Genomic DNA, 18,140 nt, shown 5'->3' with positions numbered 1-18,140 from the left:
CAAGGCGTCGCCCGAGTCAAGCAACCGCTGCGTTTAAATCTCCGGCCAGGAGCTTGCCGGCCGGGGCCGAATAGGGCCGCGCTAACCAACGGGCAAGAAATAACACCGACCGCGCGCCATTTAAAACGTTTGCAATTTCGCTTGAAGTGATTACAAACGTTTCAAAACTTCGTTCGGGAGGAACGATGCCGGCCCGCGTTACCACCCTCAAGGAACTTGCTGCGCAGCTCGGCCTGTCGATTACCACCGTTTCGCGCGCCCTTGCCGGTCACGAGCAAATTGCCTTGAAAACGCGCCAACGTGTCGCCGAGGCTGCGCATCAGGCCGGCTATGTGCCGAACACCGCAGCCCGCACGCTGGTCTCCGGCCGCAGCGGCTTTGTCGGCATGGTGCTTCCGATCCGCGGCCCCAATCTGGTCGATTCCTTCCTCGGCGAATTCGTCACCGGGCTCGGCGAAGGGTTGGTTTCGCACGGCTCCGACCTGATCCTGGCCGCAGCGGCGCAGGGCCAGTCGGAACTTTCCGTGCTTCGCCATGTCGTCGAATCCGGACGCGCCGATGGGGTCGTCGTCACCCGCATCGCCGAGGTCGACGAGCGGCTTGCCTATCTGCGTCACCGCAATTTCCCGTTCGTCGCGCATGGCCGGCTGCTCGACGGCGACTTTGCCTACCATTGGCTCGATACCGATGGCGCGCACGCATTCGGCGAGGCCTTCGACATGCTCTACGATCTCGGACACCGCCATTTCGGCCTGGTGACGATTTCCGAGCCGATGACATTTCGCCATCTCAGACAGGACGGGCTCGCCGCCGCGATCGCCCGCCGGGGGGGTCCCGCCGTCACGCGCGATGTGGCGACGGCGCCGCGTTTCGATCGCGGTGCCCGCATCCAGGCAATCAACCGGCTTCTGCACGCCACCGAGCGGCCGACGGCGATTGTCGCGCTGTTCGACGAGCTGGCGCTGACTGTGATGGAAGAGGCGGGGCGCGCCGGACTTGCCATTCCTCGCGACCTTTCGGTGATCGGCTTCGACAACATAGCCGCCTCCGCCTATGCGCCGCCGGGGCTGACCACTTTCGACGCCTCGATCCGCCTGTGCGCGCGCGAGATCGGCGAGATGCTGCTGACCGTCATCGGCGACAGGCCGGACTCGCCACTGACGCGGCTGGTCCGGCCGACACTTGTCTCGCGGGCAAGCCATGGCCCGGCACCCACAGGACGGAACTGACGCCTTAGCGGCGCACAACCAGGGAGGAAGACGACGATGAATGCGTTGAGGACATTGGCAGGTGCGGTGCTGGCGTTGTCGCTTGCTGCCGGCGCAGCACAAGCCCAGCAGGTGTTGTTCTGGTCGACACAGGCGCGACCAGTGGAAGAGACACAGAAGATGCGCAGCGAAGTGCTGAAGGGGTTTGACGGCCAGGTCGACTATCAGGTCGCCGAGGACGGGCCCTGGCTCACCCGCCTTCAGGCCGAACTGCAGGCCGGCTCCGGCACCATAGGCGTGCTCGGCGGCCTGCACGGAGACTTCTCCACCGTCGGCGCGAACCTTGTCGATCTCTCTGGCGTCGATCTCGGTGGCGTCAAGGTCAACGAGACCTACAAGAAGCTCGGCATGCTCGGCACCGGCGAGCAGAAGTACCTGCCATGGATGCAGGCCACCTTCCTGATGGCGGCCAACAAACAGGCGCTGCAATATCTGCCGGCCGGCACCGATCTCAACACCATCACTTATGACCAACTGATCGAGTGGGCGAAAAACATCGCTGAAAAGACCGGTTCGCCCAAATTCGGTTTTCCGGCCGGCCCGAAAGGGCTGAAGCACCGTTTCTTCGAGGGTTTTCTCCTTCCATCGTATACCGGCTCGATGGTGACGAAGTTCCGCTCGGCGGAGGCCGAGACGGCGTGGAATAAGTTCAAGGAATTGTGGCAATACACCAACCCGAATTCGACCAACTATGCCTTCATGCAGGAGCCGCTGCTGACCGGCGAAGTCTGGGTGGCATTCGATCACGTGGCGCGCCTCGCCGACGCCTTCAACCAGAAACCCGACGAGTTTGTCGCCTTCCCGGCGCCGGCTGGCCCGGCAGGCCGCGGCTACATGCCGGTGGTGGCCGGTGTCGCTATCCCGAAGACCTCGCCTGACATGGACAAGGCCAAGGCGCTGGTTGCCTATATGCTGAAACCGGAAACCCAGATCGCGACGCTGAAGGCGACAAACTTCTTTCCCATCGTCGACGTCAAGCTGCCCGACGACATGCCGGCCTCGGTGAAGGCCTTCAGCCCAGTGATCGCCACCATGACCGGAGCTCCCGATGCGTTGCCGGCGCTGCTGCCGATGGGACTTGGCGGCCTCGGCGGCAAGTTCAACCAGGTCTACACCGACAGCTTCGAGCGCATCGTGCTCGGCGGCGAGGATGTGCACGGCGTGCTCGACGAACAGGCGACGGCGCTGAAGGCGATCATCGATCAGGCGAAGGCGCCATGCTGGGCGCCCGACAAGCCCTCGCAAGGCGCCTGCCCGGTCGATTAAGAATCCTCCCGGGCGTCCGGATTTCCAGCGCGCCGGGCGCCCACCCCTTTTGAAGCTTCGAATAGAGAGCGCTCCATGCACAGCAAGGCCCTGCCCTATCTGCTGCTGACGCCGGCGACGCTGTTCCTCTGTGTCTTTTTCCTCTACCCGTTCGTGTTGGTCGCCTTCGAGGCGTTCACCCGCGACGGCGGCTTTACGCTCGACAATTTCCGCACCATGGCGGGCAGCTGGAAGTTTCCGGTCACTGTCCGCAATACGCTGCTGCTGAGCGCCATCGTCGTGCCGATCCAACTGGTGATGGCGCTGCTGATGGCAACGGTGGTGTCGCGGCTTGAAACCGGGCGCAGCGCTGCGCTTTACATCTTCGCTATTCCGCTCGGCATCTCCGATCTCGCCGCCGGGCTGATCTGGCTCGCCATCTTCGACCAGTCCGGCTTCCTGAACACCTTGCTCTCCAATCTCGGCGTCATCGACAGGCCGGTCATGTTCCTCGGCTACCAGAGCAAGCTGACGATCTTCATCGCCGTGGCGCTGGCCGAGATCTGGCGCGCGACCGCCATCATGATGGTCATTCTGGTCGCCGGCATGGGGCTGATCCCCCGGGAATACTACGAGGCGGCGGAGGTTTTTGGCGCTAGCCCGTGGAAGCGCTTCATCAAGATCACGCTGCCTCTGCTGCGCCCAAGCCTGCAGACGGCGATCATCCTGCGCGTCATCCTTGCCTTTGAGGTCTTTGCCGTGGTTGCAGCACTCGGCGGCACCAATCTGCCGGTGCTGATGGGCGAGACCTACAATTGGCAGTTCACGCTGCAGGACCACAATGTCGCCGCCGCCATGGCGCTGTTCATCCTCGCCATCTCGATCGGCTTCACGCTGTTCTTCCTGCGGGTGCTGCGTGTGCCGAAGGAGACTCGCATATGAGCACTGTCGCGGAGATCTCGATTGCCGCGCCTGAGGCCCGCAAAGCCGGCAACTGGTTGCTGGTCGCAACGGTCATCCTGCTTTGCGTCTGGGTGCTGCTGCCGATCTATCTGTTGATCGTCAACGCGCTGTCGTCGCCGGAAGAGGTGACCGCCTTTCCCAAGCGCTTCTTCCCGTCATTCGATTTCGGCAGCCTTTCTTTCTTCATCAATTTCGCCGGCGTCGCCAAGGCGCTGTGGAACTCCGTTCTCGTCGCCACGCTGACGATGCTCCTCTCGATCGGCTTCGGCGCACCCGCGGGCTACGCGCTGTCGCGCTTCGAATTCCCGGGCAAGGAAACGTTCCGTTTCCTTGTGCTGATGACCCGCGCCTTCCCGCTGCCGCTGCTGGCGCTGCCGCTGGCGGTGATGTTCATCCGCACGGGCCTCGACGACACCGCGATCGGGCTGGCGCTGGTCCACACCACGCTGGCGCTGCCGTTTGCGGTGCTGATCACCTTCTCGCTGTTCTCCGGCATTCCCGTCGAGCTGGAGGAGGCGGCCTGGACGCTCGGCTGCACGAGATTGCAGGCATTCCGAAAAGTCATTCTGCCGCTGGCGCTGCCGGGCATCGCGGCGTCGGCGGTGTTTGCCTTCACCATCTCCTGGAACGAGGTGTTTGCTGCCGCAGTGCTCACCATAGAGAACCGGACGCTGACCGCCTTCCTGTTGCAGAGCCTCGGCGAATCGCCGCTCTACCTCAAATTTGCCGGTGGCGCGGCACTGGTCATTCCGGCGCTGATCTTCATCTTCGCCGTTCGCAAATATCTGTTCGCCATGTGGGGGATCGCCAACCGATGACGCGCATAAAAGAGAACGCCGATGGCTGAGATCGTCATCAAGCAGGTGGCAAAACGTTTCGGCGGCTTCACCGCGCTGCATTCGATCGACCTGACCATCGCCGACCAGGAATTCATGGTGCTGCTTGGCGCCTCGGGTTGCGGCAAGACCACGCTGCTGAGGATCGTCGCCGGGCTGGAAACGCCAAGCCAGGGCGAGGTCTGGATCGGCGGCCGTCGCGTCGACCATCTGCCGCCGCGCGAACGCGGCATCGCCATGGTGTTCCAGAATTACGCCGTGTTTCCGCACCTGACGGTATTCGAGAATATCGCCTTCGGCCTGCGCATGAAGAAGCTGCCGCAGCAGGAGGTCGACGGGCGCGTCAACCGCACCGCCGAGCTCATGCATATCGAACAGCTTTTGAAGCGCTATTCGGGCCAGCTTTCCGGCGGTCAGCGCCAACGCGTGGCTGTGGCCCGGGCCCTGGCGATGGAGCCTGACGTGATCTTGATGGACGAGCCGCTGTCCAACCTAGACGCGCTGCTGCGGCTCGAAATGCGCGCCGAGCTCAAAGGTGTGCTCGCGGCGTCCAAGACCACCACCATCTACGTTACCCACGACCAGGTCGAGGCGATGAGCCTCGCCGACCGCATCGCCGTCATGCATCAGGGCCGTATCGTCCAGGCCGCCTCGCCGGTAGAGGTCTACCGCAATCCGGCGGCCCGCTTCGTCGGCTCCTTCATCGGCAACCCGCCGATGAATTTCATCCCGGCGACGAAGACGGCCGACGGCAGTTGGACCGTCGCCGGGCTGACGCTGCCCGGCCCCAAATCGGACAAGCAGACGATAGAATTCGCCATTCGCCCCGAGGATGTGGACGCCGGCAACGAAGGTATTAACGCCACCGTGCGCGTTGTCGAGCCGCTCGGACCGCACACGCTGGTCACCTGCGACGTCGAGGGCGGCCTGTTCCGCGCCATCCTCGAATCGAATGCCACGGTCGCCGTCGGCGATCACTTGCGGCTTTCGCCCAAACCCGATCGCATCCGCTGGTTCGATCCCGAAACCACCAACGCCCTTTGATCCCCTTCGATTCTGAAAGTACGAACGCCCCGATGATATCTCTTGCTGTCGACGAAACCATCGCCCGCGCCGTCGAGGTGCTCAGGGAAAATGACCAAGGCACCTATACCATACCGACCAAGGGGCTCTACCCGTTTCAGTGGAACTGGGATTCCTGCCTGACCGCGCTCGGCCTTGCCCACTATGACGAGGCGCGCGCCTGGACCGAGATCGACACGCTGTTCGCCCACCAATGGCCAGACGGCATGGTGCCGCACATCGTCTTCCATGTCTGGAGCGACGGCTATTTCCCCGGGCCGGAGGTCTGGCGAACCAACCGCCCGACTGCCACCTCCGGCATCACCCAGCCGGCGGTCGCCGGCTTTGCCGTGCGCCGCTTGTTCGACCAGGCCAAGGACAAGGCCCTGGCGGCCGAGCGCGCCCGCGCGCTGTTGCCGAAAATCGATGCCTGGCACCGCTGGTTCTACGAAAATCGCGACCCGGACGGCGAAGGGCTGGTCGCCATAATCCACCCATGGGAGTCCGGCCGCGACAACTCGATCGACTGGGACGAGGCGTTCGAGCGCGTGCCGACCGAAGGCGTCGAGCCCTACACCCGCCGCGACATCCTGCACGCCGATCCGGCGCATCGTCCAACCAAGGCACAGTATGACCGCTATGTCTGGCTGTTGCAGCATTTCCGCGGGCTTGGCTGGGATAATGCCCGGCTGCACGATGCCTCGCCATTCCAGGTCGTCGATCCCGGCTTCAACGCCATCCTGATCCGTTCCGCCGCCGACCTTGCCGATCTCGCCGAGGCACTTGGCGAAACCGAAATCGCAGAAGCCAATCGCGCCCGTGCCGAAAAGGGGCTTTCGGCAATGGAACGGCTGTGGAGCGACGCGCATGGCCAGTACATTTGTTTCGACCGAGTGGCCGGAAAGCATGTTGACAGCGCGTCGGTCGGCGGCATTCTGTCGGTATTTTCGGCCATCCCGGAAAGCCGGGCAGCGACCATCGCTGCAACGATCGAGCGCATCGCCGGCAAAGCGCGTTACATCGTCCCGTCGCACGATCCTGAGGATGGGCGCTTCGACCCAAAGCGCTACTGGCGCGGCCCGGTCTGGCTGGTGGTCAACTACATGATCGCCGACGGCCTTGCCGCCGCCGGCCACAGCCAAATCGCACAACGGATCACGCAATCCAGTCTCGAGCTGATCGCCGAGAGCGGTTTTGCCGAATATTACGATCCCCTCAGCGGCGAGCCGCTCGGCGGCAATCGCTTCACCTGGACCGCGGCAATGGTGATCGAGTTCCTGAAGGGCAGAGCCTGAACGCTTCCGCCTAGGCCGCCGGCTACCAAAGCCCGTTCTGTCTGCCGAATAACAGTCGACCCCATTTGCGTCTGAGGCATGTCCCGGCCCATCAAAACAGGGCCAAGGCATGCCAATCTTCACCATGCCAGAGCTATAATAATTCTTCACAAACCGCTATCTATACTGCGTCGGGGCGGGGAGAAGCGCGGCTTGGAATTCGATCTGAAAACCATTGAGGCGCTTGCTCCCGATCAGGCGTCGCTGAGCGCCGCCTCCAAGCTCACCAAACGAACGAACTGGCCGCGGCTCGAAAAGCATGAGCAGCAGGCGCTCATCTGGGGCGAATGCCAGGGCTCCGGCTCCAATCCTTATCGAGTGGTGGTCGACACGGGTGATCACGGCTACAAATGCACCTGCCCTTCGCGCAAATTCCCATGCAAGCACACTCTGGCCCTGATGTGGATTGCCGCCACCGCGCCAGCCAGTTTTGCCGCTGCCAATACCACGCCGGAATGGGTGAATGACTGGCTTGGCCGACGCAGGAAGACAACGCCACAGCCGGCGCAACCGGTACCCGGTGCGGAAGCCAAGCGCATCGGCGAAGCCTCACAAGCCGACGAGAGCACCGCCATTGAAGACATCGCGGCGCTGGAGCGTCGCGAGGCGGCGCAGCGCAAGCGGGCGGAAAGCACACGAGAAGCAGTGTCGGCTGGGCTCGATGAGCTTGACCAGTGGATTGCCGACCAGTTACGGCTCGGTCTGTCCGGGTTTGTCGACGCCAGCAGCGACCGTTGCCGGCGGATTGCTGCGCGGCTGGTCGATATGAAGGCAGCCGCGCTCGCCGGCCGTATCGACGAGATTCCGTCGCGGCTGATGGCGCTGCGCAGCGAGGAACGGTCTGATGCGGCAATCCGCGAGCTCGGCAAGCTCGTGCTGCTGGCCAAGGCGTGGCGGTCGGAGCCCGACGACCCCGAGCTGAAGCGCCTCGTATCAACGTCGGAACCCCGCGAACAGGTTCTCAGCAGTCCGGATGCAAGACAGGTTGAAAGCCTCTGGGAAGTTCTCGGCGAGAAGATCGAGAGCCGCCGCGATGGTCTGGTCAGCCATTCGACCTGGCTGCTCGATTTGAAAAGCGCCACCCCGCAATTTGCCGTGCTGCTCGACTTTTTCCCGGCTTCGGCCGGGCGCCGGTCCAACGCTTTTGCACCAGGCGACCGTTTCAATGCCCGACTGGTGTTTTATCCATCACGCCTGCCGCTCCGCGCCCTCGTGGTGGAGCGCATGGGGGAGGTTGTGCCCGGCGCGTGGCCCGATTTTGCTTTTGGCACCGCGAAGGATCCGCTCGCCACGCATGCTTCCCATCAGGACGCCGCGCCCTGGATCGCCGATTGTCCCCTCATGCTGCCGCCCGGTGCTATCCTGCTCGACGATCGGGGCACGGCATGGTGGCAGGCGGAGGATGAACCGCAGGGGATCGCCTTGCCGATCGCCGGCGCGGTAGATCAAACCTTGCTCGGCCTCGACCTTGCAGCCACGGCAGCGCTCTGGAACGGCGCCCGGCTTGAGCTTCTGGCGGCGCAAAGCGAGTTCGGGAGGCTTGATCTGGCGTGAACGAAAGCGAGCAAACAGGCCTGGCGGCAATGCGCGATTGCTGGATCACCGGCGGTGCTACGTTCGATCTGGCTCCGGCCGGATGGAAGGCAATCGCCGGCGGTGCAAGTCCCGACGAACAGGAGCGCCGGCTCCTGGCAATCGCAGCACAAGCGCTCGACGTCGCGCTGCGGCCGGCCGCGCCGACGACACTCAAGCGTCGTCCGCCGCTGCCCAGACTTGCCCTGCCCATTCTGCCGGCACGATTTCGGCCGTTATTGAGAGCCGCTCTGAAGCACGCCGCCGACGCGAGGCGAAAGGCACGCGTGGCGGCGCTCGTCGCCAGCCGCGGCTTTGTGCTCCATCCCATGGACTGGATGCCCTCGGATCAGAACAGCCCTGACGTCTACGCACCATGGGTAGACTGGCAAGCAAGCATGAACGGGGAAAGGCTTGCCCCACAAGAGAAACTGACTGCGGAAAACTGGGATGAGTTCTATCCCGCCGCGCGACGCTTGGCCCTTGCCGATATGCGCCGTAGTGACCCGACATCGGCTCGAATGTTGATCGAAGCCAAGGCGTCGGGCGAACCGGCGGAAGTCAGACTTGCGCTGGTCGAGCTTATGCGCTTCGGCCTGAGTGCCGAGGACGTGCCTTTCCTGAAAAGCCTTTCCGCCGACAGGTCCGGCAAGGTGCGCGAACTGGCTGGCCGGCTGCTGGCAAGATTAGGAGAGCACGTTCGCCCGAGCGACGGTGGACCGGACGATCCCGTAGCCGAACTCGCCGCCTTTATCACTGAAGGCAGATCGGGCTTCATCCGCCGCCGGACGATCTACACTCCAGCAAAACTAAAATCCCAAGCGCAGGAGCAACGCCGCGCCGAACTGTTCGAGATATGCAACCTCGTCGAGGTTGCCGAACGGTTCAACACTACGGAAGCCGAATTCATAGGAGGCTGGCAATTCGGTGCCGACAATAAAGCCGACATCCTGATCGCACGAATGGTCGCCGCCTCAGGGAGCGAAGCCGCCCTTACGCAGATGGCGGATACACTTATCGCCGAAGGCGGCAAACCGGCGCTGTTCGTGCTTCACCTCATGCCGCGCCTGGACAGCCGCAGAAAGCGTGTCCTCATCAGGCTGATCCTCAAGGAGACAACTTATCTTGGCATGATCAACCTGGCGGAAGGCATCGATGTCGACTGGCTGGAATGGGACGACCTGACGAATGGACAGGCGCTCGCCGCACTGCGTTCCGCCGCCGGCGGAAAAGACGACGCCGCGCGGCGGGGTCTCGACGATGTACTGGAGACGATCGGCTTCCTTGCCACCGCGACCACGGCAGCGAAATTGATCGACGACATGGTCGCGGCGGGCGTGCCGCCCGCGGCTCCTTCACTCGGGCTTCTACGTCTCAACGCATCACTGGCGGGGCCTGGAACCAACACATCACCAATCCGGAGAACAGCAAAATGAACGCAGCCATCCGCCTCCCGGTCGAGCAGGCCTACGCTTCGGAATTGCAGGCGCTGGCGCGCGATGACGACCGGCAGAGGCCTGCCGGCTGGAGCCTGTCGCCACAGGCTGTGCTGACCTATTTGCTAGGCGGGAAGGCCGGTGACGGCACCTTGGTAACGCCAAAATATGTCGGTCGCCGCCGGTTGATGGAAACCGCGGTAGCGACGCTCGCCACCGACCGTGCACTCTTGCTGCTCGGCGTTCCCGGAACCGCCAAGTCCTGGGTGTCTGAACATCTTGCCGCCGCCATCATGGGCGACTCGACGCTGATCGTGCAGTGCACGGCCGGCACCGACGAGAACCAGATCCGCTATGGCTGGAACTATGCGCAGCTACTGGCAAAGGGCCCGAGCCAGGAAGCGTTGGTGCCGACGCCGCTCTACCGAGCCATGCAGAACGGCAAGCTCTGCCGGCTGGAGGAACTGACCCGCATGGGCTCAGACGTGCAGGACACGCTGATCACCGTGCTTTCCGAAAAGATGATGCCTATCCCGGAATTGAACACCTCGATCTACGCCCAGCGCGGCTTCAACATTATCGCCACGGCAAACAACCGCGACAAAGGTGTCAACGACCTCTCCTCGGCGCTCAAGCGTCGCTTCAATGTCGTGGTGCTGCCATTGCCGGAAGACATGGCCGAAGAGGTGGCGATCGTCTCCAAACGGGTCGACGAGATGGCTGGCGGACTCGACCTGCCGGTGCCGAAAAATGTCGGCGAGGAGATCGCCCGTGTGCTGACCATCTTCCGCGAATTGCGCTCCGGTGCGACTGCCGACGGCAAGGTGACGCTGAAGACGCCTTCCGGCTCGCTGTCGACCGCAGAAGCGATCGCCACGATGGTTGGCGGGCTCAGCCAGGCGGCGTGGTTCGACAGTGGCAAGCTCGGCGCCGAAGGTCTCGCCGCCAGCCTTGTCGGCGCGATCGTGAAGGATCCGGTGCAGGACAAGGTGGTGCTGGAGGAATATCTGGAAACAGTGCTCAAGAAGCGGGCCGACTATGCCGGCTATTACGCGGCGCTGAACGCAGCGATCTGACGCCATGGGCCACGGCGACATTGCCTATTTCGGGATACGCCATCACGGGCCGGGTTCCGCCGACAGCCTGGTGCAGGCACTGCAGGATTTGAACCCGGTCGCCGTGCTGATCGAGGGGCCGATCGACGCCTCTGAGCTTCTGCCCATGCTGGCCCGCCCCGAAATGCAGCCGCCTGTGGCGCTCCTTTGCTATCCGGAGGACGATCCGGCTTCGACAAGCTTCTGGCCTTTTGCCGAGTTCTCGCCCGAATACCAGGCGGCGCTTTGGGCTGTGGGCAATAAGGCGACGTTGCAGTTTATCGACCTGCCGTCATCGGCACGGTTCACCACTGCTGCGATCGGTGGCGCGGAGGACACCGATGCGACCGAAGCTACCCAAGCCCCCGAGGATGGTGACGCGGCTCCGCTTCCGCGTGATCCGATAGCCATGCTGGCACACGCCGCCGGTTATGAGGACGGCGAAAGCTGGTGGTCGGACATCATTGAACAGAACCCGGAACCCGGCCCCATATTTGCGGCCATCGCAGATGCGATGACGACACTGCGGAATGGTGAGGGTCCGATCGCGCAGTTCGAAGCCAAGCGCGAGGCGCATATGCGGCTCGAAATCGCCAAGGCGCGTAATCAGTTCGGCGGGCCGATCGCCGTCGTCTGCGGGGCATGGCATGTGCCGGCGCTGCAGGCCACCCACACTCAGAAAAACGATCAGGTCCTGATCAAGGGAATTGCCCGGCGCAAGAGCACAATGACATGGGCACCGTGGACGGGACCGCGCCTTGCGCTGGGATACGGCTATGGCGCGGGCGTCGTCGCACCGGGCTGGTGCAAGCATCTCTGGCGCACGCGCGGCCGGCGCGATGCGGCGACCCTGTGGCTTGCGACGATCGCCGCCGTGCTGCGGGCGAAGGGTCACCTGATCTCGACCGCTTCGTTGATCGAAGCGGAGCGGCTCGCCCGGACGCTTGCCGCGATTCGCGAACGACCGAAACCCGGATTTGAGGAATTGCGCGACGCCGCGATCGCCGCCCTCTTCAACGGCGAAGCGTTGCTGTGGAGGTTGGTTGAGGCCGAGCTGCTTCTGGGTTCGGACGTAGGGGAAATTCCGCCCGACACACCGCTGGCGCCGCTGATCGAGGATCTGCAGCGTAGCCAAAAGGCGGCGCGCCTAAAACCCGAGGCGCTGGAGCGGGAACTGTCGGTCGACCTGCGAAGCGAGAGCGGGCTGTTTCGCTCGACATTGCTGCATCGGCTGCACGTGCTTGGTGTGCATTGGGGCAGACTGACCGATGCCGGTCGCAGCCGTGGCACCTTCCGCGAGCGGTGGACCCTAGCGTGGGAACCGGAATATGCCGTTCGTCTGGTCGAGAACCTGATCTACGGGCCGACCATCGAAAAGGCTGCCAATGGCCGCCTGATCCAGATGATCGAAACGGCGGCGACGCTCGATACGCTTGCGGCACTGGTCCAGAGCGCCATCACTGCAAACTTGTCGGAAGCATCTACTGCCGGCCTCACGGCGTTGGAGGCACGCGCGGCGCGCAGCAGTGAATGCCTGGAGATCCTGGCGTCGGTGCCGCCGCTCGCCGACATTGTCCGCTACGGCGAGGCCCGCAAAACGCAAACGGACCGGCTGTCCGGCCTCATGGAGCGGCTGATCGTCGAAGGTGCGATCGCGCTTCCCTACGCTGTGCGCGATCTGGATGAGCAGGCCGCCGCGACACTGGTTGGTGCGATGCGCAAGGCCCATGAGGCGATCAGGCTGGTCGAACCCGGCCAAGACGTGCTGGACGGATGGCGCAACGGGCTGGCGGCCGTGCTGGAGGCGTCACGGTCGACGGCGCTGCTGGCCGGGTGCGCCGCGCACCTGCTGTATGAAGCCGGTCGCCTGTCCGCCGAAGCCGCTGCCGGGCTGCTCGGGCGACGCCTGTCACCGGGGACGCCTGTCACTGACGCGGCCGGGTTCTTCGAGGGCTTCTTCAGCACAGCCGGTCAACGGCTGATTTATGACGAGGGTCTGCGCGGTGCGGTCGATGGGTGGCTCAGATCCCTGGACGAAGATGCTTTCATTGCGCATCTACCGCTGCTGCGCCGTGTCTTTTCCAATCTGGACAGCATGGAACGCCGCCGGCTGATCGAAGCGGTCCTCGGCCGCGCGGCGCGCTTGCCGGCTGGCGTGACGCCGACGCCGGATGGCGGCGAGGCATGGCGCCGGCACCTGGGGCTGCTTGGACCGTTGCTCAACGGAGAAACCGGCAATGGATGACGAGGCCGAAATGAACGAACCCGGCCCGCTCACTTCCGATGGCGGAAGGGAGCGCCGCTGGCGACTGGCGATCGGCGCCGATGACGAAACGTCTGGGGCACTTTCCAGCGACGACAAACGGCTTTCGGCGGCACTCGACGCTCTCTACGGCGACGGCGTTAGCGCCGCTTCTGCCGACCCGCGCAAGCGGCGTGGCGGCCTTGGCCGGTCGGCGCCGCGCGTCGCGCAATGGATGAGCGACATTCGCTCCTTCTTTCCGGCGCAGGTCGTCCAGATCGTCCAGAAGGACGCGTTCGAACGGCTGGACCTGAAGCAGATGCTGATGGAACCGGAATTCCTCAAAGCGATCGAGGCTGACGTCAATCTCGTCGCCGACCTGATTTCGCTGCGCTCGGTCATGCCGGCCAAGACCAAGGACATTGCCCGGACGATCATTGCCGATATCGTCGGCAAGCTGATGCAGAAGCTGGAGCAGAAGACCGCCGAGGCGATACGCGGCGCTCTCGATCGATCGAGACGCACCAACCGCCCGCGTGCACGCGATATCGACTGGCAGCGCACTATTTCGGCGAACCTTCGCCACTATCAACCCGAGCATAGGACCATCGTGCCGGAGAAACTGGTCGGCTTCATGCGCAAGCAGCGCCGGCTTGTCGATCTGGATGAGGTCGTTCTCTGCGTCGACCAGTCCGGCTCGATGGCAAGCTCGGTGGTCTACGCCTCGATCTTCGCGGCGGTGATGGCCTCGCTGCCGGTTGTGCGCACGAAGCTTGTCTGCTTCGATACGGCGATCGTCGACCTGACCGAAGAGCTCAGCGATCCCGTCGAGGTGCTGTTCGGCGTGCAGCTTGGCGGCGGCACGGACATCAATCAGGCGGTCGCCTATTGCGCCGACCGTGTCGAACGGCCCACCAAGTCGCATCTGGTGCTGATCACCGATCTCTATGAAGGCGGCAATGGCCAGGACCTGCTGCGGCGACTGGCAGCGCTGGTTCGATCCGGCGTAAATGTCGTCGTGCTTCTGGCGCTGACCGATCAAGGCCGGCCCGGCTACGATCCCACAATGGCAGGCTCGGTAGCAGCCCTTGGTATTCCCGTCTTTGCCTGCACGCCGGATCTGTTTCCGGACATGATGGCTGCGGCCTTACGTCGCGACGATATCGGAGCATGGGCGGCAGGCGCCGACATCAAGGTGGTCCGCGCCGAAACGCAGGCGTCGAGCCACCCATCACCAACTGCCACAGTTTGACAAAACGCGGTCCGCGCCTATGGTCGACCTGTTCCACAGGAGCGGTGCATGGCGACAGCAACCGACTGCATTTTTGGCGGGTTTTCCGCATGTTTTCTTTCCAGCGAAATTCGCGTCAAGCCGCTCCTGCAATCCTCGCCGGTCTTCGCGTGCGTTGCATCGATATCTGCGCGCCAATAGCATCCGTGAGCGCCCTCTCCTCGCGAACCGCCGAGCTTCTGTCGCGACTTGAGGGTCGGCTGGATCGGTCGGCGATCGTCTCGGCAGATGAGGCCGGGCCGCGTTACAGGGAAGACCCCGACGGCAAGACCGGTGCGCGGCCGGAGGTCGTGCTGCGACCGCGGACTGCCGGCGAGGTGTCGGACATACTGCGCCTGTGCAATGAGGCGGGGCAGAGGCTTGTGGTCCAGGGGGGCCGGACCGGGCTTGCCGGCGGCGCTCGCATCCAACCCGGCGAAGCTGTGCTGTCGCTGGAGCGCATGACTTCCGTTGAAGCTCTCGACCGCGAGGCGGCAACCATCATCGCCGAGGCCGGCGCGCCGCTGCAAGCGGTGCAGGAAGCCGCCGATGCGGCCGGCTTGCTGTTCGGCGTCGACATCGGAGCGCGCGGCACGGCCACCGTCGGTGGCAATGTCGCCACCAATGCCGGCGGCATCCGTGTGCTGCGCTACGGCATGTTCCGGGCGCAGGTGCTTGGGCTGGAAGCGGTGCTTGCCGACGGCAGTATTCTGACCTCGCTCAAGGGTTTGGCGAAGGACAACTCCGGCTACGACCTCAGCCAATTGTTCATCGGCAGCGAAGGCACGCTCGGCGTGGTCACACGCGCATGCCTGCGGCTGCATCCGAAGCCGGCCACCGAGATCAACGCCTTCTGCGCGCTTGCTTCGCTCGACGCGGCGATCACGTTGCTTGCGCTGCTCAGGCGGAAGCTCGGGCCCTTGCTGTCGGCCTATGAGGTGAATTTCGCACCGCTTTACGGCGCCATGATCGCCGGCATGGAGGCGCCGGCGCCGCTACCCGCCGGCTCGCCCGTCTATGTGCTTGCCGAGATACAGGGCAGCGAGCCCGACCGCGACGGCGAACGTTTTGCCGCGGTGCTGATGCAGGCGGTTGAAGATGGCGTGATCGACGACGTGGTCGTCTCGCAATCGCCGCGCGAATTCCGGGCGCTCTGGGCGGTGCGAGAAGAGGCCAACCGTTTCCTGTTTTCGATGGCAGGCCTGATCGGCGTCGATATCAGCATCCCACTGGCGAGAATGGCGACTTTCCTGGGCGAAACAGAAGCCGCCATCAGGGCCGTCGACCCTGGCGCCGACATCTACGTCTTCGGCCATCTCGGCGACGGCAATCTGCATTATCAGGTCCGCACCGCGGATCCGGCGGCCGCATACGGCATCGTGTACCGCGGTGTTGCCACCGCCGGCGGCGGCGTTTCGGCCGAACATGGCATCGGCCTCGACAAGAAGGAATGGCTGCACCTTGTGCGCAGCGACGCCGAGATCGCGGCCATGCGCCGCATGAAAGTAGCCTTCGACCCGAACAACATCCTCAATGCCGGGCGCATCTTCGACCTGGCGCCGGGCTGAAATCGAAGGCCGGTAGCGCTGGCCGGATGCTGTCGCTATCTGGTCGCGCTCTTCAATTCCGCATGCGCCACCGCAATGCGGGCAGCAAGCGCGGCGTTGTTGCGGACCAGCGCGATGTTGGCCTTCAGGCTGCGGCCTTGCGAAAGCTCATTGATGCGTGCGAGCAGAAACGGCGTTAGTTCCTTGCGCCCGATGCCGCGCTTCTCGGCCTCAGCCACGGCCGCTGCGATCGTGCCGTCGATGAACGCCGGATCGAGCGCGTCCGCTTCGGGGATAGGGTTGGCGACGAGAATGCCGGTGCCGGATTCCATCTCGTCATGCAGCAGCATGGCTCGCGCGATCTCGTCGGGCGTGTCGAGGCGATGATCGGCCTTGAGCCCGCTGGAGCGGGTGTAGAAGGCCGGAAAATCGTCGCTCCGGTATGCGATCACCGGCACACGCTGGGTCTCCAGGTATTCCAGCGTCTTCGCAATATCGAGGATCGACTTAACTCCGGCGCAGACGACGGTCGTGCCGGTTTGGCCGAGTTCGGTCAGGTCGGCGGAGATATCGAAAGTGGCTTCGGCGCCGCGATGCACGCCGCCCACGCCGCCGGTCGCAAAAATGCCGATCCCGGCTAAAGCGGCGATCCGCATCGTCGCCGAGACGGTGGTTCCGGCCGAGCCGCCGCGCACCATGATGGCGGCGAGATCGCGCCCGGAAGCCTTGACCACGCCCTTTGCCGCTGCCAGCTCTTCCAGTTCACGGTCGTCGAGGCCAACCTTGATCTTGCCGGCGACCACTGCGATCGTGGCGGGCACGGCGCCGTTTTCACGCACTACGGTCTCGACACCACGGGCAGTTTCCAGATTGGCCGGATATGGCATGCCGTGGGTGATAATCGTCGATTCCAATGCCACCACCGCGCGGCCTTCATCAAGCGCAGCAGCGACTTCATCGTTCAGGTGGACAAGGAAAGGTTTCATATCATCTCGCTTTCAGGCAGGAATGCGGTACATGCCGGCGGCAAGGAAGCGCGGCGACAGATCGGGATGGACGCTGGATTCGCTCTCGGTGGTCAGTGTGGCAAGCAGCGCGCCGGTGCGCACGGCATGAGCGACCGGCTCACCCGAAAGCACCTTGTACAGTGTGCCGGCGATCATCGCGTCACCGGCGCCGGTGATATCGACGGGCTGCGCCGGGACGGAGTGCATGGTCGTCACACCGCTCTCGGTCGCAACGGCAAATCCATGCGCGCCCACGGTCACGATCACCTCGCCGGCGCCGGCCGCGCGCAGCGCTGCCGCTGCTTGCTCCGGCGTCAGCCGCCTGTCGGCATCCGTCATGCCGAGCATCGTATTGGCCTCGTCATGATTGGTGAACAGAAGATCGATGCCGGTCAGGTCCTTCGGCAGGCGCGCTGATTTCGGCGCCGATACCGTGTCGACTGCGAGCTTGAAGCGCGCACCCTGCTTGCGCGACATCAGTGCCGCGAGGGTCGCGGCCGGCAGATTGCAGTCGATGAACACCCATGTCGCCGAAGCCAGATGCGGCCAGAAGCGGTCGAGATAGGACGACGAAAACAGATCGAAGATCTCCATGTCGGCAATGCCGAGCACGAGGTCGTTGTTGCGGTCGAGGATGGCCGCGTATTCCGCCGTCGGCCGTTCCGTGGTGGTGATGACCTGGCTGACATCGACGCCGAGGTCGCGCAGATGCCGCACCAGTGAGCGGCCGGTTTCATCGTCGCCGACGATCGAGACGAAGCTTATGTCGACGCCGAGGCGGGCAAGGTTTTCGGCGACGTTGCGGGCAACCCCGCCGAAGCTGCGATAGCCGTCGACCGGGTTCGACGTCTCGAAAATCAGATCCTTCTTGGCGTGGTATTTGCGGTCGAGCACCGCGCCGCCGACGCAGACCATGCGCTTGGACGTCGGCAAGACGTAACCACGGCCGAGAATGTACCCCTTGTTGACGAGTTGCACGATGTGGGCCGCGACCGTCGAGCGGGCGATGCCGAGCACCGTTGCTATGTCCTGCTGGCCGGCGAATGGGTTCGCCGCAATGAGATCGAGAACCGCTTGTTCCTGTGCTCCAAGGTCGTCCATTGTCTCACCCGGCCGTCAAATTCGAGGCTGAACGCTTTCGCAACAACAGATGACATTGTCAACATTTGTTTTGACCGGCGGCATTTGACCAATCGGCGCTCCCGCGACTCTCTGCCAGCCGGACGAAGAAAGCGGGTGAGCACATTGAAGAAAGCCATTTCAC

At 63.9% G+C, this 18,140-nt stretch carries 14 protein-coding genes; 12 read left to right on the top strand and 2 right to left on the bottom strand.

The features are described 5' to 3' along the window. Positions 1 to 185: 185 nt before the first annotated feature. The 12 genes from NKI54_RS09125 (at position 186) to NKI54_RS09070 (ending at position 15,890) form a co-directional block, all read left to right on the top strand. On the top strand, positions 186 to 1,229 hold the full coding sequence (locus NKI54_RS09125) for a LacI family DNA-binding transcriptional regulator (protein WP_352691230.1): 1,044 nt from the start codon (positions 186 to 188) through the stop codon (positions 1,227 to 1,229). A 36-nt stretch (positions 1,230 to 1,265) separates the two neighbouring features. Then, positions 1,266 to 2,534 (top strand): ABC transporter substrate-binding protein, encoded by a 1,269-nt coding sequence (locus NKI54_RS09120; protein WP_352691228.1) that lies wholly within the window; start codon positions 1,266 to 1,268, stop codon positions 2,532 to 2,534. A gap of 75 nt (positions 2,535 to 2,609) precedes the next feature. Continuing rightward, a complete protein-coding gene (locus NKI54_RS09115; protein ID WP_352452410.1) occupies positions 2,610 to 3,455 on the top strand; it encodes a carbohydrate ABC transporter permease in 846 nt (281 codons plus the stop codon). Beyond that, positions 3,452 to 4,294, top strand: a complete 843-nt coding sequence (locus tag NKI54_RS09110) for a carbohydrate ABC transporter permease (protein WP_352691225.1) — start codon at positions 3,452 to 3,454, stop codon at positions 4,292 to 4,294. The genes NKI54_RS09115 and NKI54_RS09110 overlap by 4 nt, the downstream gene beginning before the upstream one ends. Positions 4,295 to 4,315: 21 nt before the next feature. Then, positions 4,316 to 5,356 carry an ABC transporter ATP-binding protein gene (locus tag NKI54_RS09105; protein ID WP_352455248.1) on the top strand — a complete coding sequence of 347 codons (1,041 nt, stop codon included), beginning with the start codon at positions 4,316 to 4,318 and terminating at the stop codon, positions 5,354 to 5,356. 32 nt (positions 5,357 to 5,388) lie between these two features. Further along, positions 5,389 to 6,669, top strand: a complete 1,281-nt coding sequence (locus NKI54_RS09100) for an amylo-alpha-1,6-glucosidase (protein WP_352634425.1) — start codon at positions 5,389 to 5,391, stop codon at positions 6,667 to 6,669. Positions 6,670 to 6,861: 192 nt separating this feature from the next. Beyond that, positions 6,862 to 8,262: an SWIM zinc finger family protein gene (locus NKI54_RS09095; protein ID WP_023676035.1), complete on the top strand. Its 1,401-nt coding sequence runs from the start codon at positions 6,862 to 6,864 to the stop codon at positions 8,260 to 8,262. 305 nt (positions 8,263 to 8,567) lie between these two features. After that, positions 8,568 to 9,716, top strand: coding sequence for a DUF5691 domain-containing protein (locus NKI54_RS09090; protein ID WP_352691223.1), 1,149 nt, complete (start codon positions 8,568 to 8,570; stop codon positions 9,714 to 9,716). Beyond that, positions 9,713 to 10,792 carry an ATP-binding protein gene (locus NKI54_RS09085; RefSeq protein WP_352691221.1) on the top strand — a complete coding sequence of 360 codons (1,080 nt, stop codon included), beginning with the start codon at positions 9,713 to 9,715 and terminating at the stop codon, positions 10,790 to 10,792. The genes NKI54_RS09090 and NKI54_RS09085 overlap by 4 nt, the downstream gene beginning before the upstream one ends. 4 nt (positions 10,793 to 10,796) lie before the next feature. Beyond that, the gene (locus tag NKI54_RS09080; protein WP_352691219.1) at positions 10,797 to 13,055 is read left to right on the top strand and encodes a DUF5682 family protein; all 2,259 of its coding nucleotides are present in this window, start codon (positions 10,797 to 10,799) and stop codon (positions 13,053 to 13,055) included. After that, positions 13,048 to 14,304 carry a VWA domain-containing protein gene (locus tag NKI54_RS09075; RefSeq protein WP_352691217.1) on the top strand — a complete coding sequence of 419 codons (1,257 nt, stop codon included), beginning with the start codon at positions 13,048 to 13,050 and terminating at the stop codon, positions 14,302 to 14,304. Before NKI54_RS09080 ends, NKI54_RS09075 begins: the two co-directional genes overlap by 8 nt. A gap of 185 nt (positions 14,305 to 14,489) precedes the next feature. Next, entirely contained in the window at positions 14,490 to 15,890 is a 1,401-nt protein-coding gene (locus NKI54_RS09070) for an FAD-binding oxidoreductase (protein WP_502898206.1), read from the top strand. A 35-nt stretch (positions 15,891 to 15,925) separates the two neighbouring features. Here the strand turns inward: NKI54_RS09070 and NKI54_RS09065 are convergent, their stop codons facing one another. Further along, complete coding sequence (locus NKI54_RS09065; RefSeq protein ID WP_352691214.1) at positions 15,926 to 16,855, bottom strand: pseudouridine-5'-phosphate glycosidase; 930 nt, start codon at positions 16,853 to 16,855, stop codon at positions 15,926 to 15,928. A gap of 12 nt (positions 16,856 to 16,867) precedes the next feature. Beyond that, entirely contained in the window at positions 16,868 to 17,977 is a 1,110-nt protein-coding gene (locus NKI54_RS09060; RefSeq protein ID WP_352691212.1) for a carbohydrate kinase, read from the bottom strand. Between the last annotated feature and the right edge of the window lie 163 nt (positions 17,978 to 18,140).

It is taken from the genome of Mesorhizobium sp. M0663 (genome assembly GCF_040320585.1).
Classification (GTDB): Bacteria; Pseudomonadota; Alphaproteobacteria; order Rhizobiales; family Rhizobiaceae; genus Mesorhizobium.
This window is presented reverse-complemented; position numbering and strand designations above follow the sequence as displayed.

Bases quoted from the DNA above. Each gene is read 5' to 3' on its own strand.
- NKI54_RS09125 (WP_352691230.1), top strand. From the start codon at position 186: ATGCCGGCCCGCGTTACCACCCTCAAGGAACTTGCTGCGCAGCTCGGC.
- NKI54_RS09120 (WP_352691228.1), top strand. From the start codon at position 1,266: ATGAATGCGTTGAGGACATTGGCAGGTGCGGTGCTGGCGTTGTCGCTT.
- NKI54_RS09115 (WP_352452410.1), top strand. From the start codon at position 2,610: ATGCACAGCAAGGCCCTGCCCTATCTGCTGCTGACGCCGGCGACGCTG.
- NKI54_RS09110 (WP_352691225.1), top strand. From the start codon at position 3,452: ATGAGCACTGTCGCGGAGATCTCGATTGCCGCGCCTGAGGCCCGCAAA.
- NKI54_RS09105 (WP_352455248.1), top strand. From the start codon at position 4,316: ATGGCTGAGATCGTCATCAAGCAGGTGGCAAAACGTTTCGGCGGCTTC.
- NKI54_RS09100 (WP_352634425.1), top strand. From the start codon at position 5,389: ATGATATCTCTTGCTGTCGACGAAACCATCGCCCGCGCCGTCGAGGTG.
- NKI54_RS09085 (WP_352691221.1), top strand. From the start codon at position 9,713: ATGAACGCAGCCATCCGCCTCCCGGTCGAGCAGGCCTACGCTTCGGAA.
- NKI54_RS09080 (WP_352691219.1), top strand. From the start codon at position 10,797: ATGGGCCACGGCGACATTGCCTATTTCGGGATACGCCATCACGGGCCG.
- NKI54_RS09075 (WP_352691217.1), top strand. From the start codon at position 13,048: ATGGATGACGAGGCCGAAATGAACGAACCCGGCCCGCTCACTTCCGAT.
- NKI54_RS09065 (WP_352691214.1), bottom strand. From the start codon at position 16,855: ATGAAACCTTTCCTTGTCCACCTGAACGATGAAGTCGCTGCTGCGCTT.
- NKI54_RS09060 (WP_352691212.1), bottom strand. From the start codon at position 17,977: ATGGACGACCTTGGAGCACAGGAACAAGCGGTTCTCGATCTCATTGCG.